The sequence below is a fragment of the Pseudomonas sp. YA1 genome, assembly GCF_058680555.1.
In genome coordinates this window covers 38,929-59,164 of sequence record NZ_JBZWBG010000002.1, presented here as the reverse complement: position 1 = coordinate 59,164, position 20,236 = coordinate 38,929, and the positions used below count along the sequence as shown (strand labels likewise).

General features: G+C 66.2%; 18 protein-coding genes. 10 read left to right on the top strand and 8 right to left on the bottom strand.

The window, feature by feature from the left end; translation table 11 throughout:
* Positions 1–3: 3 nt before the first annotated feature.
* The 5 genes from AC4OR5_RS02660 to metG all read right to left on the bottom strand — a co-directional run bounded on the left by AC4OR5_RS02660 (position 4) and on the right by metG (position 7,342).
* A complete protein-coding gene (locus AC4OR5_RS02660; RefSeq protein WP_023127283.1) occupies positions 4–2,430 on the bottom strand; it encodes a type VI secretion system Vgr family protein in 2,427 nt (808 codons plus the stop codon).
* A gap of 294 nt (positions 2,431–2,724) precedes the next feature.
* On the bottom strand, positions 2,725–3,162 hold the full coding sequence (gene tsi3, locus AC4OR5_RS02655) for a T6SS effector muramidase immunity protein Tsi3 (protein ID WP_003092029.1): 438 nt from the start codon (positions 3,160–3,162) through the stop codon (positions 2,725–2,727).
* Positions 3,159–4,385: a type VI secretion system effector muramidase Tse3 gene (tse3, locus tag AC4OR5_RS02650; protein ID WP_003092026.1), complete on the bottom strand. Its 1,227-nt coding sequence runs from the start codon at positions 4,383–4,385 to the stop codon at positions 3,159–3,161. Before tse3 ends, tsi3 begins: the two co-directional genes overlap by 4 nt.
* 86 nt (positions 4,386–4,471) lie before the next feature.
* Positions 4,472–5,272 carry a DUF4349 domain-containing protein gene (locus AC4OR5_RS02645; RefSeq protein ID WP_003138174.1) on the bottom strand — a complete coding sequence of 267 codons (801 nt, stop codon included), beginning with the start codon at positions 5,270–5,272 and terminating at the stop codon, positions 4,472–4,474.
* A 33-nt stretch (positions 5,273–5,305) separates the two neighbouring features.
* Positions 5,306–7,342 (bottom strand): methionine--tRNA ligase, encoded by a 2,037-nt coding sequence (gene metG, locus AC4OR5_RS02640; RefSeq protein WP_003092021.1) that lies wholly within the window; start codon positions 7,340–7,342, stop codon positions 5,306–5,308.
* A gap of 130 nt (positions 7,343–7,472) precedes the next feature.
* Between metG and apbC the strand changes: the two genes are divergently transcribed.
* From apbC to rarD, 9 genes are all read left to right on the top strand, one after another.
* Positions 7,473–8,567, top strand: coding sequence for an iron-sulfur cluster carrier protein ApbC (apbC, locus tag AC4OR5_RS02635; protein WP_003092020.1), 1,095 nt, complete (start codon positions 7,473–7,475; stop codon positions 8,565–8,567).
* Between the two features lie 100 nt (positions 8,568–8,667).
* Positions 8,668–9,234 (top strand): dCTP deaminase, encoded by a 567-nt coding sequence (gene dcd, locus AC4OR5_RS02630; RefSeq protein WP_003092017.1) that lies wholly within the window; start codon positions 8,668–8,670, stop codon positions 9,232–9,234.
* Positions 9,235–9,657: 423 nt separating this feature from the next.
* The gene (gene rhlA, locus AC4OR5_RS02625) at positions 9,658–10,545 is read left to right on the top strand and encodes a 3-(3-hydroxydecanoyloxy)decanoate synthase (protein ID WP_003092013.1); all 888 of its coding nucleotides are present in this window, start codon (positions 9,658–9,660) and stop codon (positions 10,543–10,545) included.
* A 65-nt stretch (positions 10,546–10,610) separates the two neighbouring features.
* Positions 10,611–11,891 (top strand): glycosyltransferase, encoded by a 1,281-nt coding sequence (locus AC4OR5_RS02620; RefSeq protein ID WP_003092007.1) that lies wholly within the window; start codon positions 10,611–10,613, stop codon positions 11,889–11,891.
* Between the two features lie 124 nt (positions 11,892–12,015).
* Positions 12,016–12,741 carry a quorum sensing system transcriptional regulator RhlR gene (gene rhlR / locus AC4OR5_RS02615; RefSeq protein ID WP_003119559.1) on the top strand — a complete coding sequence of 242 codons (726 nt, stop codon included), beginning with the start codon at positions 12,016–12,018 and terminating at the stop codon, positions 12,739–12,741.
* Positions 12,742–12,921: 180 nt separating this feature from the next.
* Entirely contained in the window at positions 12,922–13,527 is a 606-nt protein-coding gene (gene rhlI, locus AC4OR5_RS02610; protein WP_017149259.1) for an acyl-homoserine-lactone synthase RhlI, read from the top strand.
* A 154-nt stretch (positions 13,528–13,681) separates the two neighbouring features.
* Positions 13,682–14,488 (top strand): cyclohexadienyl dehydratase, encoded by an 807-nt coding sequence (gene pheC, locus AC4OR5_RS02605; protein ID WP_003092003.1) that lies wholly within the window; start codon positions 13,682–13,684, stop codon positions 14,486–14,488.
* A gap of 89 nt (positions 14,489–14,577) precedes the next feature.
* Entirely contained in the window at positions 14,578–15,438 is an 861-nt protein-coding gene (locus AC4OR5_RS02600; protein ID WP_058160548.1) for a carboxylate/amino acid/amine transporter, read from the top strand.
* A complete protein-coding gene (rarD, locus tag AC4OR5_RS02595; protein ID WP_003091995.1) occupies positions 15,435–16,334 on the top strand; it encodes an EamA family transporter RarD in 900 nt (299 codons plus the stop codon). Before AC4OR5_RS02600 ends, rarD begins: the two co-directional genes overlap by 4 nt.
* Before the next feature lie 20 nt (positions 16,335–16,354).
* Here rarD and AC4OR5_RS02590 read toward each other — a convergent pair whose 3' ends face one another.
* A complete protein-coding gene (locus AC4OR5_RS02590; protein ID WP_003103763.1) occupies positions 16,355–16,951 on the bottom strand; it encodes a C40 family peptidase in 597 nt (198 codons plus the stop codon).
* A gap of 456 nt (positions 16,952–17,407) precedes the next feature.
* Between AC4OR5_RS02590 and AC4OR5_RS02585 the strand changes: the two genes are divergently transcribed.
* Positions 17,408–19,102: an NAD-dependent malic enzyme gene (locus tag AC4OR5_RS02585; protein WP_003103761.1), complete on the top strand. Its 1,695-nt coding sequence runs from the start codon at positions 17,408–17,410 to the stop codon at positions 19,100–19,102.
* Positions 19,103–19,223: 121 nt separating this feature from the next.
* Here AC4OR5_RS02585 and AC4OR5_RS02580 read toward each other — a convergent pair whose 3' ends face one another.
* Both AC4OR5_RS02580 and AC4OR5_RS02575 read right to left on the bottom strand, forming a co-directional pair.
* Positions 19,224–19,682 carry an NUDIX hydrolase gene (locus AC4OR5_RS02580; protein ID WP_003113894.1) on the bottom strand — a complete coding sequence of 153 codons (459 nt, stop codon included), beginning with the start codon at positions 19,680–19,682 and terminating at the stop codon, positions 19,224–19,226.
* Complete coding sequence (locus AC4OR5_RS02575; protein ID WP_003111057.1) at positions 19,679–20,221, bottom strand: dihydrofolate reductase family protein; 543 nt, start codon at positions 20,219–20,221, stop codon at positions 19,679–19,681. Before AC4OR5_RS02575 ends, AC4OR5_RS02580 begins: the two co-directional genes overlap by 4 nt.
* Between the last annotated feature and the right edge of the window lie 15 nt (positions 20,222–20,236).

The window sequence follows — 20,236 nt, the reverse complement described above, 5'->3', positions numbered from 1 at the left end:
GGATCAGTCCTTGGCCAGTAGGTGGGAATAAAGGTCGCCTTCGCAGCAACTGTCGAGCTTGCCGCGCTGGTGTTCGAGCGGGGTGGGCGCGCGCTGGCCGCCCAGGGTGTCATGGAAGTCCAGCGCGCCCAGCGCGTGGCGCGTGGCGTCCCAACCCTCACGCTCCCGATGCGGACGGATGCCTATTCGTTGCCCCGGATACACCAGCCAGACATCGCCAGGCGCACGCTCGCAGGCGTTCGATAGCTGACGCTGTTGAGTGTCGTCCAGCACCAACCGTCCCTTCTCGTCGCTCTCGCCTTCCAATACCAGGTTGTGCTCCTTACCCTGGACGATGCGCCAGGGCGTATGAATCAAGGGGAATCCTTCGTCTCCGGGAATATCCTGCAAACGGATATCGAAGCGGTATTCGCCGTTCTGCTTCGGATCGCTGGCGTGGAGACCGGCGTTGGCGGGTTGTAGCGGGCGTCCTGCGACATCGGCGTCCGCCGCCCCCGGCGTCAACGGCATCTTGATCGCGATCCCCGAGCCGCTTCCCGGTGCGCCGCCTGCATTGATCCGTGCCAGCGGGCCGCTGATGGCGATGCCGCTTGCGTCAAGCCGGATGAAGCTGCCGCCGGCCTTCACCGTCAGTTCGCTGTCGGCCTCGATCACCATCTTCTGCCCGGCCTTCAGGTGGATCTCGCGCCCGGCCCTGGCCAGGTAGGCACGACCGAGCTTCACGTGCTGGCTGTCGCCGACCGTCAGATGGTCATCGGCCTTCAGCTCGACCTTGCGCTCTCCGTGCACGGTGTGATGCTCCTCGGCCTTGAACTCGCTGTAGCTGTTCGCCTCCACGGTGTCGTGGCGTTCGTGGCCGACGCGGATCTTCTGGTCGTGCTCGATGTTCTCGTCCCAGTCGCGCTGGGCATGGACGAAGATCTGTTCCTGGCCCTTGCGATCCTCGATGCGCAGCTCGTTGTAGCCACCGCCGCCAGGGCTGCTGAGGCTCTTGAAGACGCTGCGGGTCTGGTTCGCCGGCAACTCGTAGGGCACCGGGTGGGCGGCGTGGTAGACGCAGCCGCTGACCAGCGGCTGGTCGGGATCGCCTTCGAGGAAGTCCACCAGCACTTCCATGCCGACCCGCGGAATGACGATGCCGCCATAGCCGTTGCCGGCCCAACCGCTGGCTACGCGCAGCCAGCAACTGCTCTTGTCGTCGCCCTGGCCCTCGCGGTCCCAGTGGAACTGCACCCTGACCCGGCCGTAGCGGTCGCAGTGGATTTCCTCGCCTGGCGGGCCGGTCACCACCGCGGTCTGGCTGCCCAGCACGCGCGGCTTCGGGTGCTCCAGCGGCGGGCGGAAGAACACCTCCCAGGGCGTGGCGAGGAAGCGGTTGCGGTAGCCCTGCTGGAAGTCGTCCGTGCTGGCCGACGTGTCGGAGGTAACGTTCTCTTCCAGCACCTGCGGCTGCTTGCCTTCGTGGAAGACTTCGCTGAGCAGCCACAGGTCGTTCCACTCCGCGCGCGGGTGCTCGGCGATCTCCAGGAAATGCCCGCTGACCAGCAGCGGCTGGTCGCTGACCCCTTCGCCCAGGCGCCGGTCGGCGCGGTGCCGCTCCAGGGCGCGCTGGCTGAGCAGCTTGCCGCGCTGGCGATCGACGAAGCGACCGGGGTAGTCGTAGTCCTCCAGGTCCGGCTCGGCCGGGGCGTCGGCAGCGGGGCGATTGCCGGCCTCCAGCAGCAGCCGCGGCTTCTCGAAGTCGTAGTCGCGGCGAGTGGTGCGCGTGGTGCGGCTGGCCAGGCGCAGGCTGAAGCGCTTGATCACCGGTTCGTCGGCGACCAGCCCGCTGTCGTGCACGTAGGCGGTGGGACGGCCCAGGCGGGGGAACACCGTCTGGTCGTCGCCGAACACCAGCAGGTGCGCCTCGGTGCTGTGCCGGAAATGGAAATGGATGCCCTCTTCGGCACAGAGGCGCTGGACGAAATGCAGGTCGCTTTCGTCGTACTGCACGCAGTATTCGCGTTCGGGATACCGGGTGCCGAGCTGGAAGCGGTAGGCGTCGGCGAGGATGCCGTGCTCCTCGAGGATCAGGGCGACGATCTGCGGCACCGTGAGGTGCTGGAAGATCCGCTGGTTGCTGCGCTGCGCGAGGTAGGCCAGTTGCGGCACGAGGGTGAGGCGATAGCGGGTCAGGCGCTTGCCCGCGTCGGCCTGGGCGGCGCCGTAGACCAGCCCGTGGACGCCCTGGCCCTGCGGGGTGAAGGCGAGGAAGGCGGGTCGGTGCATGAGCGCTTCGAGGTCGAGGCCGGCGCGCTCGCTGACCAGTTCGAGTTCGAAGCGGTAGGGCCGGCTGATGCCTTCGTGGCCGCTGAATTCGAGAACCTGCAGGTCGTGACGGAGGCCGTCGAGGCTGAGGCTGAAGTGGGTCTGGTTGGCCGGGTTGAACATCCGCTGTCCCCTGTTTCTCGAAAAACCTGCACGGCTGGCGTCCCTGTTCGCCGTGCTCGATCCGAAGTGCGTGATCGCGCGGATGCTACGTCAAAAAAACTGTGCAAATTGTTGCGCACATCGCCGGAAAACCGCGGCGCGCCTGAGTCTCAGTACTATGAAACAAAATATGTCAGGGAAAATCCGATGGGCGCAGACTGAGCGAAAAAGCGCTACCGCAACCCGAGCAGGATGCTGCTCCGCCCGGATCGACGGAGGTTCCACGGAGCGTCCGGCACTCCGCAGAGAGCGGTTCTATTGCAACCTGGCCCGCTCCAGCAGCGCCCAGGCCAGGGCGAAGGTCGGTTCGCCATCCTCGCTCTGCTCGCTGGCGCTGACCACGATCCACCGCGCGCCCGCCGGCTTGGCTGCCCACAGGCGGTATTCGCTGCCGGCGGAGCCGCCGTCGTCTTCCTCTACCTTGTAGCGCGCCTCGCCGTCGCCCAGGCGCCTGCTCGCCAGGTCGGGCGGGGGCGGCGCGTCCCGGCGCTGGACCTCCAGTTGGCGTGGGTTGCGCAGCTTGCCGCCTTCGTCGAAGCGGAAGCCCTCGGCGCTGCGCCGCGCGTCGAAGCCGACGGGGCGCTCCACCACCAGGCCGTTCGGGTGGGTCAGGGTCTTGTCGAAGTCCACCCCGGACTCCGCGGTGCAGGCCAGCAGGGCGAGGCTGGCGAGAATCAGGGCGACTGTCTTCATGGGAACCTCATTCCAGGGTCGAGGAAGGTGGCGTAGGCATCGTCGACGAACATCGGCCAGCCCGGCGACAGGTTGTCGTCCCAGGGCCGCGAGGTGTATTCCGAGGCCAGCGCGCGGACATTGTCCCGCGGCCAGTTGCGCGGATTGCCGGCGTAGGCGCGGAGATCGATGGAGGGAAATGCGCCGCGGGTCTTCGGCAGCTTGCGCAGGTCCTGTTGCGACGCCAGGTTGGCGACGTAGCGGATGTAACGGGCGGTGGCGAAGATGTTGAATTCGTCGGAAGCCAGCAGGGTGGCGACCGCCTTGCGCGACAGGCCGCGGCGCACCGGCTGGCCGAGCAGGTCGGTGAACAGCTCGTACTTGATCGCGGTGGAGACCACCACCTGGCCGAGGCCGATGGAGGTGTTGGCGCTCTTGATGCTGACTGCCGCCTGATAGTCCTTGGCGTCTTCGTCGCGGGTCTGGTCACGCTGCTCGGCGAGGATGATCGCGCCGATCAGTTGCGGCGTCAGGTCGTACTTGCGCGCAGCCGCGGACATGACCTTGGCCCGCGACGGCGGGTTGCCCGGATAGGCGTCGGGGAACAGCGTGCTGATCGGCTGGCCGACCAGCGTCTGTGCCTGGTTCAGCTTGTCTTGCGGCGACAGTTGGCTCAGGTAGGCGCCCAGGTCGCCGAGCGGGTTGCTGTACTTGGTGACGGTCGCCGGGTCCTTGTTGAGCAGCTTGAGCTGGTCGCCGAAGGCAATGGACGGCAGGTCGGTCGGATTGACGCCGGTGGCGCCGACCCCGCTGAACGGACCCTGGATCGCCTGGCTGGCCACCCCGGTGGCGCCGGCCGCGGCGAAGCCCAGGCGACCGGCAGCGTCGGCGAGGTCGGCGCAGATGTCGAAGAAAGTGATGGTGGGGAAGTAGATCCAGTTGTCGGTCTGGGTGCCCAGGGGATTGTTGATCAGGCTGCGGATCAAGGCATTGCGTGCCTGGTAGCGCTGCATGGTGGTGCGCCCGGCGATGCTGGCGATCAGCGAGCGCGCCAGTTCCGGCGGGCCCACCCGCTGGAACAGCTTGATCAGCGAGCCGCTCTTGTCGAGTGCGGCGATGGTCGCATCGGGCACGTTGTCGTTGCGGATCGCGGCGATCACCCGGCGGGCTTCCTGGCGGGTCACCTGCCAGTCGTCCCAGCTATAGGAAATCAGTGACTCGATCAGGTCGCTGGTGGCGGTCATCGGTCTTCCTCCTTGTGAGTTGCCAGGCCCGTCAGGCGGTCCTGGGCGAAAGAGCGGACCCTCCCGGTCCGCCCGTATGCCTGGGCTCAGCGCGCCTCGTTCTTGCCGGGCCGCCGCAGCCAGCGCCACAGGCCGCGCAGCAACAGGCCCAGCGGCAGCAGCACGACGAGGAACGGCAGGCTGTAGGCGAAGAACTTCATCGCGGCGATGGTGCCATCGACAAGGTCGTCGAGCAGTTGCCCGGCGGCCGTGGCGAGCTGGCCGAGGCGGCTGTCCGGCTGCGCCTCGCTGCTGAAGCTCAGGGTCAGCAGGTTGGTGGCGATGCGCCGCTGCTGCTGGGCGCCGGCCTGGGCGTTGTCGGCCAGTTGGGCTTCCACCGCGGCGATTTCCTTGGCCAGGGCCAGCAGGTCGCCGACGCTCATGTCCTTGCGCCCCTGGTATTGCTGCAGGGTCTGGTACTCGCGTTGCAGGCGCTCGCGTTGCTGGCGGGTGTCGGCGACCGCCTGGGCCAGGTCCTCGGCGCGGGTCTGCCGGCTTTCCAGCGTGCCGCCCTGGGCAGCGGCCGCGACCAGCTTCTCCACGCCGTCCGGGACGATGCGCACGGTGAGTTCGGCGTAATGGCCGATACCGCCGCGTTGTTCGATGGCGAGCACGTCGCACTGGCCGAAGCGCTCGCTGTTGCAGGCGTCGCGGCTGGCGGCGAGTTGCGCGTCGATACGCGCGGCGGAAAGGCGGATGCCGACGCGGTGTTCGTAGGCGAGGGCGGTGCCGGGTTTGCCCGTCTCGCCCTGGAAACCGGCATTGCCGGAGACGCTTTCGGCGTGTTCGGCGGAGCATCCGTAGAGCGCCGCCAGCAGGACGCCGGCGGCAAGCTTCCATGCGTTCATTCTATCGAGCCCTCCGTGGCTTCGTGGTCTGCGTTACTTGACGCGCTGGCCCGGCTTGGCACCGCTGTCCGGACTCAGCAGGTAGATCTCCTCGCCACCCGGGCCGGCGGCCAGGACCATGCCCTCGGACACCCCGAACTTCATCTTGCGCGGCGCCAGGTTGGCCACATAGAGCGTCAGGCGGCCTTCCAGGGCGCTCGGGTCGGGATACGCGCTCTTGATCCCGGAGAACACGTTACGCTTCGCGTCGCCGATGTCCAGCGACAGGCGCAGCAGCTTGTCGGCGCCTTCGACGAATTCGCACTTCTCGATCAGGGCGATGCGCAGGTCGACCGCGGCGAAAGCGTCGAAGTCGATCTCCGCGGCGATGGGTTCCTTGACCAGCTCGCCGTTGCCGGCGGGTTGGGATGCGGCGGCGGCGAGGTCTTCCTTGGAGGCTTCGATCATGGCTTCTACTTTCGCGGGCTCGATACGGGTCATCAGGGGCTGGAACGGGTTCAGCTGGTGGTTGGCCAGCAGGGTCCGGTGGTCGGCCCAGGTCAGCGGGGCGACGTTGAGGAAGGCTTCGGCGGCGGCGGCCAGCTTCGGCAGCACCGGCTTGAGGAAGATCACCAACTGGCGGAACAGGTTGATGCCCAGGCCGCAGACGGCCTGGACCTTGTCCTGCTGGCCTTCCTGCTTGGCCAGCGCCCAGGGCGCCTGTTCGGCGATCCAGGCGTTGGCGCGGTCGGCGAGGGCCATGATCTCGCGCATGGCGCGATTGAAGTCGCGGGCCTCATAGGCCTCGGCGATGCCCGGTGCGGCCTCGCGGAAGGCGGCGAGCAGCTCCGGCGCAGGATCGGCGCCGACCAGCACGCCGGCGTTGCCCTTGTGGATGAAGCCGGCGCAGCGGCTGGCGATGTTGACGACCTTGCCGACCAGGTCGGAGTTGACCTTCTGCACGAAGTCCTCGAGGTTCAGGTCGAGGTCCTCGACGCCGCGGCCGAGCTTGGAGGCGTAGTAGTAGCGCAGGTATTCCGGGTCCAGGTGGTCGAGGTAGGTGCGCGCCTTGACGAAGGTGCCGCGCGACTTGGACATCTTCTGGCCGTTCACGGTCAGGTAGCCGTGCACGTTCAGCGCGGTCGGCTTGCGGTAGCCGGCGCCTTCGAGCATGGCCGGCCAGAACAGCGCGTGGAAGTTGACGATGTCCTTGCCGATGAAGTGGTACAGCTCGGCACTGGAGTCCTTGCCCCAGAACGCGTCGAAGTCCAGCTCGGGACGCCGCGCGCAGAGGTTCTTGAAGCTGGCCATGTAGCCGATCGGCGCGTCCAGCCAGACGTAGAAGTACTTGCCGGGAGCGTCGGGAATCTCGAAGCCGAAGTACGGCGCGTCGCGCGAGATGTCCCACTGCTGGAGGCCGCTGTCCAGCCATTCGGCGAGCTTGTTGGCCACCGACTCCTGAAGGGCGCCGCTGCGGGTCCATTGCTTGAGCATGGCCTCGAAGTCCGGCAGCTTGAAGAAGTAGTGCAGCGATTCCTTGAGCACCGGAGTGGCGCCGGAGATCGCCGATTTCGGGTCCTTCAGTTCGGTCGGGGCGTAGGTCGCGCCGCAGGCCTCGCAGTTGTCGCCGTACTGGTCGGCGGTGCCGCACTTCGGGCAGGTGCCCTTGATGAAGCGGTCGGCGAGGAACATCTGCTTTTCCGGGTCGAAGTACTGGGTCACCGGGCGGGTGTCGATGTGCCCGGCGTCGCGCAGTTTCAGGTAGATCGCGCTGGACAGCTCGCGGTTCTCTTCCGAGTGGGTCGAGTGGTAGTTGTCGAAGTCCACCAGGAAGTCGGCGAAGTCGCCCATGTGCTCGGCGCGCACGGCGTCGATCAGTTGCTCGGAGGTGATGCCCTCGCGCTCGGCGCGGAGCATGATCGCCGAACCGTGGGCGTCGTCGGCGCAGACGTAGACGGCCTGGTTGCCACGCATCTTCTGGAAGCGCACCCACATGTCCGTCTGGATGTACTCCAGCATGTGTCCCAGGTGAATGGAACCGTTGGCGTAGGGGAGGGCGCTGGTAACGAGGATCTTGCGTGGTTCGGACATGGGTTCGGCTTATCGGCTGAGAGCTAAACGGATCGGTCACTATAAAGAAGCGGCGGTTTTTTTTCATCCGCGCGCCACTCGGGTAGGATGACCGGCATCGATTCCCCGCTTAACCCTCAGGAAATCCCCCATGTCCGCTATCACTCGCCAAACGGTGGAAGCCACCCTCCGCCAGTACCAGGACCCCTATCTGAACCAGGACCCCGTCAGCGCCGGCTGCCTGCGCGAGGTGGAGATCCAGGGCGACCGCGTGCGGGTGCGCCTGGAACTGGGGTACGCCGCCGGGCTGTTCAGGAACGGCCTGGCGCAAACCCTGCAAATGGCCCTGGAGGCGCTCGACGGCGTCGCTCGCGCCGAGGTCCGGGTCGACTGCGTGATCCAGCCGCACAAGGCACAGCCGCAGGTCGAGGTGATGGGCAACGTGAAGAACATCGTCGCGGTGGCTTCCGGCAAGGGTGGCGTCGGCAAGTCCACCACCGCCGCCAACCTGGCCCTGGCCCTGGCCCGCGAGGGTGCGCGGGTGGGCATCCTCGACGCGGACATCTACGGACCCAGCCAGGGCATCATGTTCGGCCTGCCGGAAGGCACCCGGCCGAAGGTCCGCGAGCAGAAGTGGTTCGAGCCCCTGGAGGCGCACGGGGTGCAGGTGATGTCGATGGCCTTCCTCACCGACGACAGCACGCCGGTGGTCTGGCGCGGGCCGATGGTCTCCGGTGCCCTGATCCAGCTGATCACCCAGACCGCCTGGGACAACCTCGACTACCTGGTGGTGGACATGCCGCCGGGCACCGGCGACATCCAGCTGACCCTGGCGCAGAAGGTGCCGGTGGCCGGCGCGGTGATCGTCACCACCCCGCAGGACCTGGCGCTGCTCGACGCGAAGAAGGGCGTGGAGATGTTCCGCAAGGTGAACATCCCGGTGCTCGGCGTGGTGGAGAACATGGCGGTGCATATCTGTTCCAACTGCGGCCATGCCGAGCACCTGTTCGGCGAGGGCGGCGGCGAGAAGCTGGCGGCGCAGTTCGGCGTCGAGCTGCTGGCGTCCATGCCGCTGTCGATCGCCATCCGCACCCAGGCCGACAGCGGCCGGCCGACGGTGATCGCCGACCCGGAAAGCCAACTGGCGATGCTCTACCAGGAAATCGCCCGCCATGTCGGCGCGCGCATCGTTCTCAGCGAGCGGGCCAGCGTCGGCCTGCCGAACATCAGCATCAGCGACGACTGAGGCGCTCGGGCAGCCGTCGGCGACGGCTGCCTTTGCCCTGGGGCGGCGGCCCCGGTAAGATTCGCGATCATTTTTCGCAGCTTTCGACAGGACACCCTCCATGACCATCAAATCGGACAAGTGGATTCGCCGCATGGCTCAGGAGCACGGCATGATCGAGCCGTTCGTCGAGCGCCAGGTGCGCGGCGCGGACGACAGCCGGGTGATTTCCTACGGGGTGTCCAGCTACGGCTACGACGTGCGCTGCGCCGCCGAGTTCAAGGTGTTCACCAACATCCATTCGGCGGTGGTCGATCCGAAGAACTTCGACGAGAAAAGCTTCGTCGACATCAACAGCGACGTCTGCATCATCCCGCCGAACTCCTTCGCCCTGGCGCGCACCGTCGAGTACTTCCGCATCCCGCGCGACGTCCTGACCATCTGCCTGGGCAAGAGCACCTACGCGCGTTGCGGCATCATCGTCAACGTCACTCCGCTGGAGCCGGAGTGGGAAGGCCATGTGACCCTCGAGTTCTCCAATACCACCAACCTGCCGGCGAAGATCTACGCCAACGAAGGCGTGGCGCAGATGCTCTTCCTGCAATCCGACGAGGCCTGCGAAGTGTCCTATAAGGACCGTGGCGGCAAATACCAGGGCCAGCGCGGCGTGACCCTGCCAAAAGCCTGACGCCAGAGCGTTTCGACACCGGAAACCGGGCCTGGCGCCCGGTTTTTTCATGCCTTTTCCGCCAACCCCTCGCTGTCCCCCGCCGGCCGCTCTGGCACGCCTTATCGCGGGCGGGCAGGGGCTTATGCGCAGGCGACCGCCCGTCCTGTGAAATCTGGCAGTTACCGTTAGCTTTCGAATTGGCTAAAAAGTGTTCATCGGCTACGCGTGAACACGGACGCCAATCGTTTGCGCAGGCCGATCTGCAAGACCCACACAAGCCCCTCGCTTGAAGGGGTACGCATCCGCCGTGGCTGGTCCGCGCGGATGGCCGCTGAGTTACTTGTCTGCCGTTCGAACAATAAGAACGAACTCTACGTAATGCCGGGATACCCGTGGCAGCGATAGCTGTTTGCCTGTTCGAAAATTTTTGGGAGGTGTGAAATGCGGCGCGAAAGTCTGTTGGTATCGGTTTGCAAGGGCCTGCGGGTACATGTCGAGCGCGTTGGGCAGGATCCCGGGCGCAGCACGGTGATGCTGGTCAACGGCGCGATGGCGACCACCGCCTCGTTCGCCCGGACCTGCAAGTGCCTGGCCGAACATTTCAACGTGGTGCTGTTCGACCTGCCCTTCGCCGGGCAGTCGCGGCAGCACAACCCGCAGCGCGGGTTGATCACCAAGGACGACGAGGTGGAAATCCTCCTGGCGCTGATCGAGCGCTTCGAGGTCAATCACCTGGTCTCCGCGTCCTGGGGCGGTATCTCCACGCTGCTGGCGCTGTCGCGCAATCCGCGCGGTATCCGCAGCTCGGTGGTGATGGCATTCGCCCCTGGACTGAACCAGGCGATGCTCGACTACGTCGGGCGGGCGCAGGCGCTGATCGAGCTGGACGACAAGTCGGCGATCGGCCATCTGCTCAACGAGACCGTCGGCAAATACCTGCCGCCGCGCCTGAAAGCCAGCAACCATCAGCACATGGCTTCGCTGGCCACCGGCGAATACGAGCAGGCGCGCTTTCACATCGACCAGGTGCTGGCGCTCAACGATCGGGGCTACCTGGCTTGCCTGGAGCGGATCCAGAGCCACGTGCATTTCATCAACGGCAGCTGGGACGAATACACCACCGCCGAGGACGCCCGCCAGTTCCGCGACTACCTGCCGCACTGCAGTTTCTCGCGGGTGGAGGGCACCGGGCATTTCCTCGACCTGGAGTCCAAGCTGGCCGCGGTACGCGTGCACCGCGCCCTGCTCGAGCACCTGCTGAAGCAACCGGAGCCGCAGCGGGCGGAACGCGCGGCGGGATTCCACGAGATGGCCATCGGCTACGCCTGAACCCTTGACCTGCGAAGACCCGGCCTGGCCGGGCTTTGCGGTTGCATAACGCACGGAGTAGCCCCATGCACGCCATCCTCATCGCCATCGGCTCGGCCGGCGACGTATTTCCCTTCATCGGCCTGGCCCGGACCCTGAAACTGCGCGGGCACCGCGTGAGCCTCTGCACCATCCCGGTGTTTCGCGACGCGGTGGAGCAGCACGGCATCGCGTTCGTCCCGCTGAGCGACGAACTGACCTACCGCCGGACCATGGGCGATCCGCGCCTGTGGGACCCCAAGACGTCCTTCGGCGTGCTCTGGCAAGCCATCGCCGGGATGATCGAGCCGGTCTACGAGTACGTCTCGGCGCAGCGCCATGACGACATCGTGGTGGTCGGCTCGCTATGGGCGCTGGGCGCACGCATCGCTCACGAGAAGTACGGGATTCCCTACCTGTCCGCGCAGGTCTCGCCATCGACCCTGTTGTCGGCGCACCTGCCGCCGGTACACCCCAAGTTCAACGTGCCCGAGCAGATGCCGCTGGCGATGCGCAAGCTGCTCTGGCGCTGCATCGAGCGCTTCAAGCTGGATCGCACCTGCGCGCCGGAGATCAACGCGGTGCGCCGCAAGGTCGGCCTGGAAACGCCGGTGAAACGCATCTTCACCCAATGGATGCATTCGCCGCAGGGCGTGGTCTGCCTGTTCCCGGCCTGGTTCGCGCCGCCCCAGCAGGATTGGCCGCAACCCCTGCACATGACCGGCTTCCCGCTGTTCGACGGCAGTATCCCGGGAACCCCGCTCGACGACGAACTGCAACGCTTTCTCGATCAGGGCAGCCGGCCGCTGGTGTTCACCCAGGGCTCGACCGAACACCTGCAGGGCGACTTCTACGCCATGGCCCTGCGCGCGCTGGAACGCCTCGGCGCGCGTGGGATCTTCCTCACCGGCGCCGGCCAGGAACCGCTGCGCGGCTTGCCGAACCACGTGCTGCAGCGCGCCTACGCGCCACTGGGAGCCTTGCTGCCATCGTGCGCCGGGCTGGTCCATCCGGGCGGTATCGGCGCCATGAGCCTGGCCTTGGCGGCGGGGGTGCCGCAGGTGCTGCTGCCCTGTGCCCACGACCAGTTCGACAATGCCGAACGGCTGGTCCGGCTCGGCTGCGGGATGCGCCTGGGCGTGCCGTTGCGCGAGCAGGAGTTGCGCGGGGCGCTGTGGCGCTTGCTCGAGGACCCGGCCATGGCGGCGGCCTGTCGGCGTTTCATGGAATTGTCACAACCGCACAGTATCGCTTGCGGTAAAGCGGCCCAGGTGGTCGAACGTTGTCATAGGGAGGGGGATGCTCGATGGCTGAAGGCTGCGTCCTGAACGGTGCTGGCATAACAGATAGGGTTGCCATGATTTTGCCGTATCGGCAAGGCTGCGCGCTTGACAGCGTCATACCCCGGGCCAATTCTGCTGTGATGCATTTTATCGATCAGGGCTTACTGCAATGAGGAATGACGGAGGCTTTTTGCTGTGGTGGGACGGTTTGCGTAGCGAGATGCAGCCGATCCACGACAGCCAGGGCGTGTTCGCCGTCCTGGAAAAGGAAGTGCGGCGCCTGGGCTTCGATTACTACGCCTATGGCGTGCGCCACACGATTCCCTTCACCCGGCCGAAGACCGAGGTCCATGGCACCTATCCCAAGGCCTGGCTGGAGCGATACCAGATGCAGAACTACGGGGCCGTGGATCCGGCGATCCTCAACGGCCTGCGCTCCTCGGAAATGGTGGTCTGGAGCGACAGCCTGTTCGACCAGAGCCGGATGCTCTGGAACGAGGCTCGCGATTGGGGCCTCTGTGTCGGCGCGACCCTGCCGATCCGCGCGCCGAACAATTTGCTCAGCGTGCTTTCCGTGGCGCGCGACCAGCAGAACATCTCCAGCTTCGAGCGCGAGGAAATCCGCCTGCGGCTGCGTTGCATGATCGAGTTGCTGACCCAGAAGCTGACCGATCTGGAGCATCCGATGCTGATGTCCAACCCGGTCTGCCTGAGCCATCGCGAACGCGAGATCCTGCAATGGACCGCCGACGGCAAGAGTTCCGGGGAAATCGCCATCATCCTGAGCATCTCCGAGAGCACGGTGAACTTCCACCACAAGAACATCCAGAAGAAGTTCGACGCGCCGAACAAGACGCTGGCTGCTGCCTACGCCGCGGCGCTGGGCCTCATCTGAAGCGCAGGGCGCGCCGGCCGGCGCGCCCTACCAGATCTGGCAGGTTGCCTGCCGTTCATCCTCCTTTAGTCTTCCCCCTCATGTGTGTGCTGGTATGTCCTCCGACTGAGAGGGCCCAGGAGTATCAGGGTAGGGATGCCGCCTTTTTTTTCTCGGCCGGCACGACACGGGGACTTGGTCATGATCGAATTGCTCTCTGAATCGCTGGAAGGGCTTTCCGCCGCCATGATCGCCGAGCTGGGACGCTACCGGCATCAAGTCTTCATCGAGAAGCTGGGCTGGGACGTGGTCTCCACCTCCAGGGTCCGCGACCAGGAATTCGACCAGTTCGACCATCCGCAAACCCGCTACATCGTCGCCATGAGCCGCCAGGGCATCTGCGGTTGCGCCCGCCTGTTGCCGACGACCGACGCCTACCTGCTCAAGGAAGTCTTCGCCTACCTGTGCAGCGAAACCCCGCCCAGCGATCCGTCGGTATGGGAGCTTTCGCGCTACGCCGCCAGCGCGGCGGACGATCCGCAACTGGCGATGAAGATATTCTGGTCCAGCCTGCAATGCGCCTGGTACCTGGGCGCCAGTTCGGTGGTGGCGGTGACCACCACGGCCATGGAGCGCTATTTCGTTCGCAACGGTGTGATCCTCCAGCGCCTCGGCCCGCCGCAGAAGGTCAAGGGCGAGACGCTGGTCGCGATCAGCTTCCCGGCCTACCAGGAGCGCGGCCTGGAGATGCTGCTGCGCTACCACCCGGAATGGCTGCAGGGCGTACCGCTGTCGATGGCGGTGTGAGGTCGTCAGCCGTTTCGCGCACTTTTTTCCGCTTCTCCTGCCGCATGCTCGGCCCGCGCCCCGGCGTCATCGGGCGTTCCCCTGCATTCCGGGATTTGGCCGCGGCTGCCGACTTGCGTAGTCTCTCTGCGGTCCGCCATCCCGAGGAGTCGCCATGCCGAAGTCATTCCGCCATCTCGTCCAGGCCCTGGCCTGCCTTGCGCTGCTGGCCAGCGCCAGCCTCCAGGCGCAGGAGAGCCGCCTCGACCGCATCCTCGAAAGCGGCGTGCTGCGCGTCGCCACCACGGGCGACTACAAGCCCTTCAGCTACCGCACGGAAGAGGGCGGCTATGCTGGCTTCGATGTGGACATGGCGCAGCGCCTGGCCGAGAGCCTGGGGGCCAAGCTGGTAGTGGTGCCGACCAGTTGGCCGAACCTGATGCGCGATTTCGCCGACGACCGCTTCGACATCGCCATGAGCGGCATCTCGATCAACCTGGAGCGCCAGCGCCAGGCGTATTTCTCGATTCCCTACCTGCGCGACGGCAAGACGCCGATCACCCTCTGTAGCGAAGAAGCGCGTTTCCAGACCCTGGAGCAGATCGACCAGCCGGGCGTGACGGCCATCGTCAACCCCGGCGGCACCAACGAGAAGTTCGCCCGGGCGAACCTGAAGAAGGCCCGGATCCTGGTGCATCCGGACAACGTGACGATCTTCCAGCAGATCGTCGACGGCAAGGCCGACCTGATGATGACCGACGCCATCGAGGCCCGCCTGCAGTCACGGTTGCACCCGGAACTCTGCGCCGTGCATCCGCAGCAACCCTTCGACTTCGCCGAGAAGGCCTACCTGCTGCCGCGCGACGAGGCCTTCAAGCGCTACGTCGACCAGTGGCTGCACATCGCTGAGCAGAGCGGCTTGTTGCGCCAGCGCATGGAGCACTGGCTCGAATACCGCTGGCCCACCGCGCACGGCAAGTAGTACACGGCGAGGGTGGCCGCGGGCCCGCGCGGCCTTCCTTGGCGGCGGCAAAAACGTTATGGTCGGCGCCCCATCCTGGTGCCTGGTCCATGCGTTATCTACTGTTCGTCACCGTCCTCTGGGCGTTCTCCTTCAACCTGATCGGCGAGTACCTCGCCGGCCAGGTCGACAGCTACTTCGCCGTGCTTACCCGGGTCCTTCTCGCTGGCCTGGTGTTTCTCCCGCTGACCCGCTGGCGCGGCGTCGAACCGCGTTTCGTCGGCGGGGTGATGCTGGTCGGCGCGCTGCAGTTCGGCATCACCTACGTCTGCCTGTACCTGAGCTTCAACGTGCTGACGGTGCCCGAGGTGCTGCTGTTCACCGTGCTGACGCCGGTCCACGTGGCCCTGTTCGACGACCTGCTCAACCGCCGCTTCAACTTCTGGGCCCTGGCCGCCGCGCTGGTGGCGGTGCTGGGCGCGGCGATCATCCGCTACGACGGGATCACCGGCGAGTTCCTCCAGGGCTTCCTGCTGCTGCAACTGGCCAACGCCACCTTCGCCGCCGGCCAGGTGCTGTACAAGCGCCTGGTGCGCAAGTACCCGTCCGAGCTGCCGCAGCGCCAGCGCTTCGGTTATTTCTTCGTTGGCGCGCTGCTGGTGGCGTTGCCTGCCTGGCTGCTGTTCGGCGATCCGCAGCGCCTGCCGACCGGCGAGCTGCAATGGGGCGTACTGGTATGGATGGGGCTGCTGGCCACCGCCCTCGGCCAGTTCTGGTGGAACAAGGGCGCCACCGAGGTGGACGCCGGTACCCTGGCGGTGATGAACAACCTGCACGTGCCGGTCGGGTTGCTGCTCAACCTGCTGATCTGGAACCAGCACGCCGACCTGCCGCGCCTGGCCCTGGGCGGCGCGGTGATCGTCGCTTCGCTGTGGGTCAACCGGCTCGGCCGGCGCGAGGTGCGTGCATGAGGATTTCCGGACAGGGCGTGCTGCTGTCGCTGGCCGCCTCGGTGCTGTTCGTTACCCTGCCGGGCTACGTCCACCTGCTGGAGCCGCTGGACAGCCTGCAGGTGGTGGCGCATCGGGTGGTCTGGTCGATCCCGATGGTATTCCTGCTGGTCGTCGCCACCCGCCAGTGGCCGACCCTGCGCGCCGCCTGGCGCCGGCTGTTCGCCGAGCCCTGGCTGCTGGCCTGCTTCCCGCTGACCGCGGCGATGATGTTGCTGCAATGGGGCATCTTCATCTGGGCGCCGTTGGCCGGGAAGACCCTTGAACTGTCGCTGGGCTACTTCCTCCTGCCGCTGGCGATGGTGCTGGTGGGGCGGGTGTTCTACGGCGAGCGCCTGACGCCGCTGCAGGCTATCGCCGTGGCCTGCGCGCTGGCCGGGGTGCTCCACGAATTCTGGCTGACCCGCGCGTTCTCCTGGGTCTCCCTGGTCACCGCGCTGGGCTATCCCCCGTACTTCATGCTGCGGCGCAGGATGGGCGTGGACGCGCTGTCCGGGTTCGTCTTCGAGATGCTCTTCCTGCTGCCGCTGGCGCTGGCCGCGCTGTACTGGCTGGGCGACGAGAGCCAGGCCTTCCGCGAGGCGCCACGCCTGTGGCTGTTGCTGCCGATGCTGGGGCTGATCAGCGCGCTGGCCTTCGGCGCGATGATGGCTTCCAGCCGACTGCTGCCGATGGGGCTGTTCGGGATTCTCAGCTACGTCGAACCGGTGCTGCTGTTCCTGGTGGCGGTACTGTTCCTCGGCGAAGCGTTCCGTCCCGAGCAGCTATGGACCTACGCGCCGATCTGGCTGGCGGTGCTGTTGACCGGCTGGGACAGCGCGCGCCTGCTGAGGAAACAGGCGCGACGGGGCATCTGAGCGAGCCGCAGGCGCCGGAATCAGCGCTTGCGGGTGCTTTCGACCTGGGCGAGGGTGGTCGGCAGGATGCGCTTGCCGGCCAGGTAGTGGCGTTTCCAGTAGCTGCTGTTGAGGTCGGAGACGCGGACCTTCTTGCCGCGCCGCGGCGCGTGCACGAAGCGGTCGTTGCCGACGTAGATGCCGACGTGGTCGACGCTGCGGCTGCGGATCCGGAAGAACACCAGGTCGCCCGGTTGCAGCTTGCCGCGGGAGACCTTGTTGTTGTCCATGTTGTAGATGGCGCGGGCGGTCCGCGGCAGGTCGACGTCGTCGACATCCTGGAACACATAGTTGACCAGGCCGCTGCAATCGAAGCCTTTCTTCGGCGTGGTGCCGCCCCAGCGGTAGGGGGTGCCGATCATGCTGAAGGCGCGGTCGGTGACTTCGGAAGCGGCGGCCGCGACCACCGAGCGGTTGGCGGACTGGCGGGTGCTGACGACCCGGCTGGGCGACAGGGTGGAATTCTTCGACGGCTTGAAGGTGTGGGTGACCTGGTTGGAAGCCAGGCTGGGCGTCGAGAGGGCGGCCAGAAGGGCCGCGAAGCCTACAGACAGGCATGTCAAAAAGGGTGAACGCATTTCGGCATGTCTTCGCGTGCGTGAATAACGGTCCAGGCTTCCGCTGGTTCGTGGTTACTCTCTGTTCATCGGAGTGTCTTCTGGGTGACCGGAACGAGCCCTCCTGACTCTTCCGACCAGGCCGTCAAACGAAACGGCCAACTGCTTCCGGGCCTGGATGCATTCAGGTTGTCCCGGCGATAACGAGCTTCACGAAGGAAAATCGGGGACTCATCGGCGTTCCCAGCGTATTCCCCTACGAAAGCGGCGGCTATTGTGACCTATTTTGACGCCAGCCTTCTGACCATTCGTCGAATGGTCGGTTCCGGATGTGACGCGCCGGTTTCGCCGTGCAAGTGGCGATACTTGCGGGTCCGGCAATGACCTGTTGTTCGCCGTGGCCTTGGAAAGCCTCTGCGCCGGGGGTATGTTCGTGGTCCCCGTACCCGAGTGAAGCCCGTAGAAGCGAGTCCAGATATGACCGAAACAGCCAAGCGTCCCTTGTACGTTCCCCATGCCGGCCCTTCGCTGCTGGAGATGCCGCTGCTGAACAAAGGCAGCGCGTTCAGTACCCAGGAACGCATCGATTTCAACCTGCAGGGCCTGCTGCCGCACAACATCGAGACCATCGAGGAGCAGACCGAGCGCGCCTACAGCCAGTACAACCTGTGCAACACCGATCTGGACCGCCACATTTTCCTGCGCTCGATCCAGGACAACAACGAGACCCTGTTCTTCCGCCTGCTCGAGGAGCACCTGGAAGAAATGATGCCGATCATCTACACCCCCACGGTCGGCCAGGCCTGCCAGGAGTTCTCGAAGATCTACCGGACCCACCGCGGCCTGTTCATCTCCTACCCGGACCGCGAGCGGATCGACGACATCCTGCGCAGCGCCACCAAGAACAACGTGAAGATCGTGGTGGTCACCGACAGCGAGCGGATCCTCGGCCTCGGCGACCAGGGCATCGGCGGGATGGGCATCCCGATCGGCAAGCTGTCCCTGTACACCGCCTGCGGCGGTATCAGCCCGGCCTACACCCTGCCGGTGGTGCTGGACGTCGGCACCAACAACCCGGACCTGCTCAACGACCCGATGTACATGGGCTGGCGCCACGAGCGGGTGAGCGGGGCGCAGTACGAGGAGTTCGTCGACCTGTTCATCCAGGCGATCAAGCGCCGCTGGCCCAACGTCCTGCTGCAATTCGAGGACTTCGCCCAGACCAATGCCATGCCGTTGCTGGAGCGCTACAAGGACGAGCTGTGCTGCTTCAACGACGACATCCAGGGCACCGCCGCGGTGGCCGTGGGCACCCTGCTGGCGGCTTGCAAGGCCAAGGGCGAGAAGCTCAGCGAGCAGACCGTGACCTTCGTCGGCGCCGGCTCCGCCGGTTGCGGCATCGCCGAGCAGATCATCGCCGCCATGCAACTGGAGGGCCTGGACGAGGCCCAGGCGCGTCGGCGCATCTTCATGGTCGACCGCTGGGGCCTGCTCACCGACGACATGAGCAACCTGCTCGACTTCCAGCACCGCCTGGCGCAGAAGCGCGCCGATCTCGGTGCCTGGGGCGGCCAGCAGGGCGACGACCTGGCGTTGCTGGAAGTGATCCGCAATGCCCGGCCGACGGTGCTGATCGGCGTCTCCGGGCAGCGCGGGCTGTTTTCCGAAGAGGTCATCCGCGAGCTGCACAGCCATTGCAAGCAGCCGCTGGTGATGCCGCTGTCCAACCCGACCTCGCGGGTCGAGGCGACTCCGCAGGAAATCCTCAACTGGACCGACGGCCAGGCGCTGGTCGCCACCGGTAGCCCGTTCCAACCGGTGCAGGTGGGCGACAAGCGGATTCCCATCGCCCAGTGCAACAACGCCTATATCTTCCCCGGCATCGGCCTGGGGGTGATCGCCGCGCGGGCCAACCGGGTCACCGAAGGCATGCTGATGGCCGCGGCCAACGCCCTGGCCAACTGCTCGCCGATCGTTACCCAGGGCGAGGGCGCCGTGTTGCCGGCGCTGGGTGACATCCGCGAGGTCAGCAAGCGCATCGCCGTCGCCGTGGCCAAGCAGGCCCAGGCCGAGGGCAAGGCCCTGCATACCAGCGACGAGGTATTGAACGACGCCATCGAGGCGAACTTCTGGTTCCCGCGCTACCGTGCCTACCGCCGGACTTCGTTCTGAGGCTTAGCCGCAGGCTGCGCACAAGGGAGAGGCGTTAACCGCCGATATTCCGCGCGATCGGTGCGAGAACGCGAAAAGGCCACCCTGAGGTGGCCTTTTTCGTTGACGGGAGCGCTAGCGCTCAGCGCACATGATCGGGGCGCGTCCGGTGTTCGGCCTGGGTTTCCGGGTTTTCCGCCGCGCGCCGCGCCAGGGCCGGCAGGACATGATCGCGCAGCAGCGGCGCGAGATTGTCCGGCTGCGCTTGGCCGGGGACCAGCCAGGCCAGTTCCTCCAGCTCCGCCTGCGCACAGACGGCGTGGGGCAGGCGGGCGACGTAGATATCGGCATCGACGCGGGTGTTCGCCTCGTTGGCCGCCGGCGCCTGGAAGCTGCCGAGGTGCTCGAAGGTCGAGGCGCCCATCGGCAGGCGCAGTTCCTCCAGCAGTTCGCGCTGTAGCGCGGCGAGGGGCGTTTCGCCCGGCTCGCGCTTGCCGCCCGGGAGCATGAAGGCCTGGGTGCCGCGCTTGCGCACCAGCAGCAGGTTGCCCTGATCGTCGAACAGGCAGGCGGCGGAAATGCTCAGCAGGTTGTCGGTCATTGCGGGTCGTCCTCGGCGATCACCTGGTAGCGCATCTGTACGATGCCGCTGTTGTAGCCATGTTGTTCCAGCAGTTGCAGGCGCCGCTCGCGGCCGCCGGCGAACAGCGGGATGCCGGCGCCGAGCAGTTGCGGAATGACGCTGACGATCACCTCGTCGAGCAGCCCGGCCGCCAGGCAACTACCGGCCAGGCTGCCGCCGCCGGCCAGCCAGATCCGCCGGCAGCCCTGTTCGCCGAGGCGCGCGAGGCCTTCCTGGGGTGTGACGTGGCGCAACTCGACGCCTTCCGCTGCGCTTTCCTGCGGGTTGCGGGTGAGTACCTGGCAGGGTTTGCCCGGATACGGCCAGTCGCCGAAGCCGCGCACGATATCGTAGGTGCCGCGGCCCATCAGCAGGCCGTCGATGCCCTGGTAGAAGCTCTTGTAGCCGTGGTCGTTGCCGCCCTCGGCGAAACGGTCGAGCCAGTCGACGCTGCCGTCGGGGCGGGCGATGAAACCGTCCAGGCTGGCGGCGACGTAGTAGGTCAGGTGCGGTTTCATGGACGGTTTTCCTCG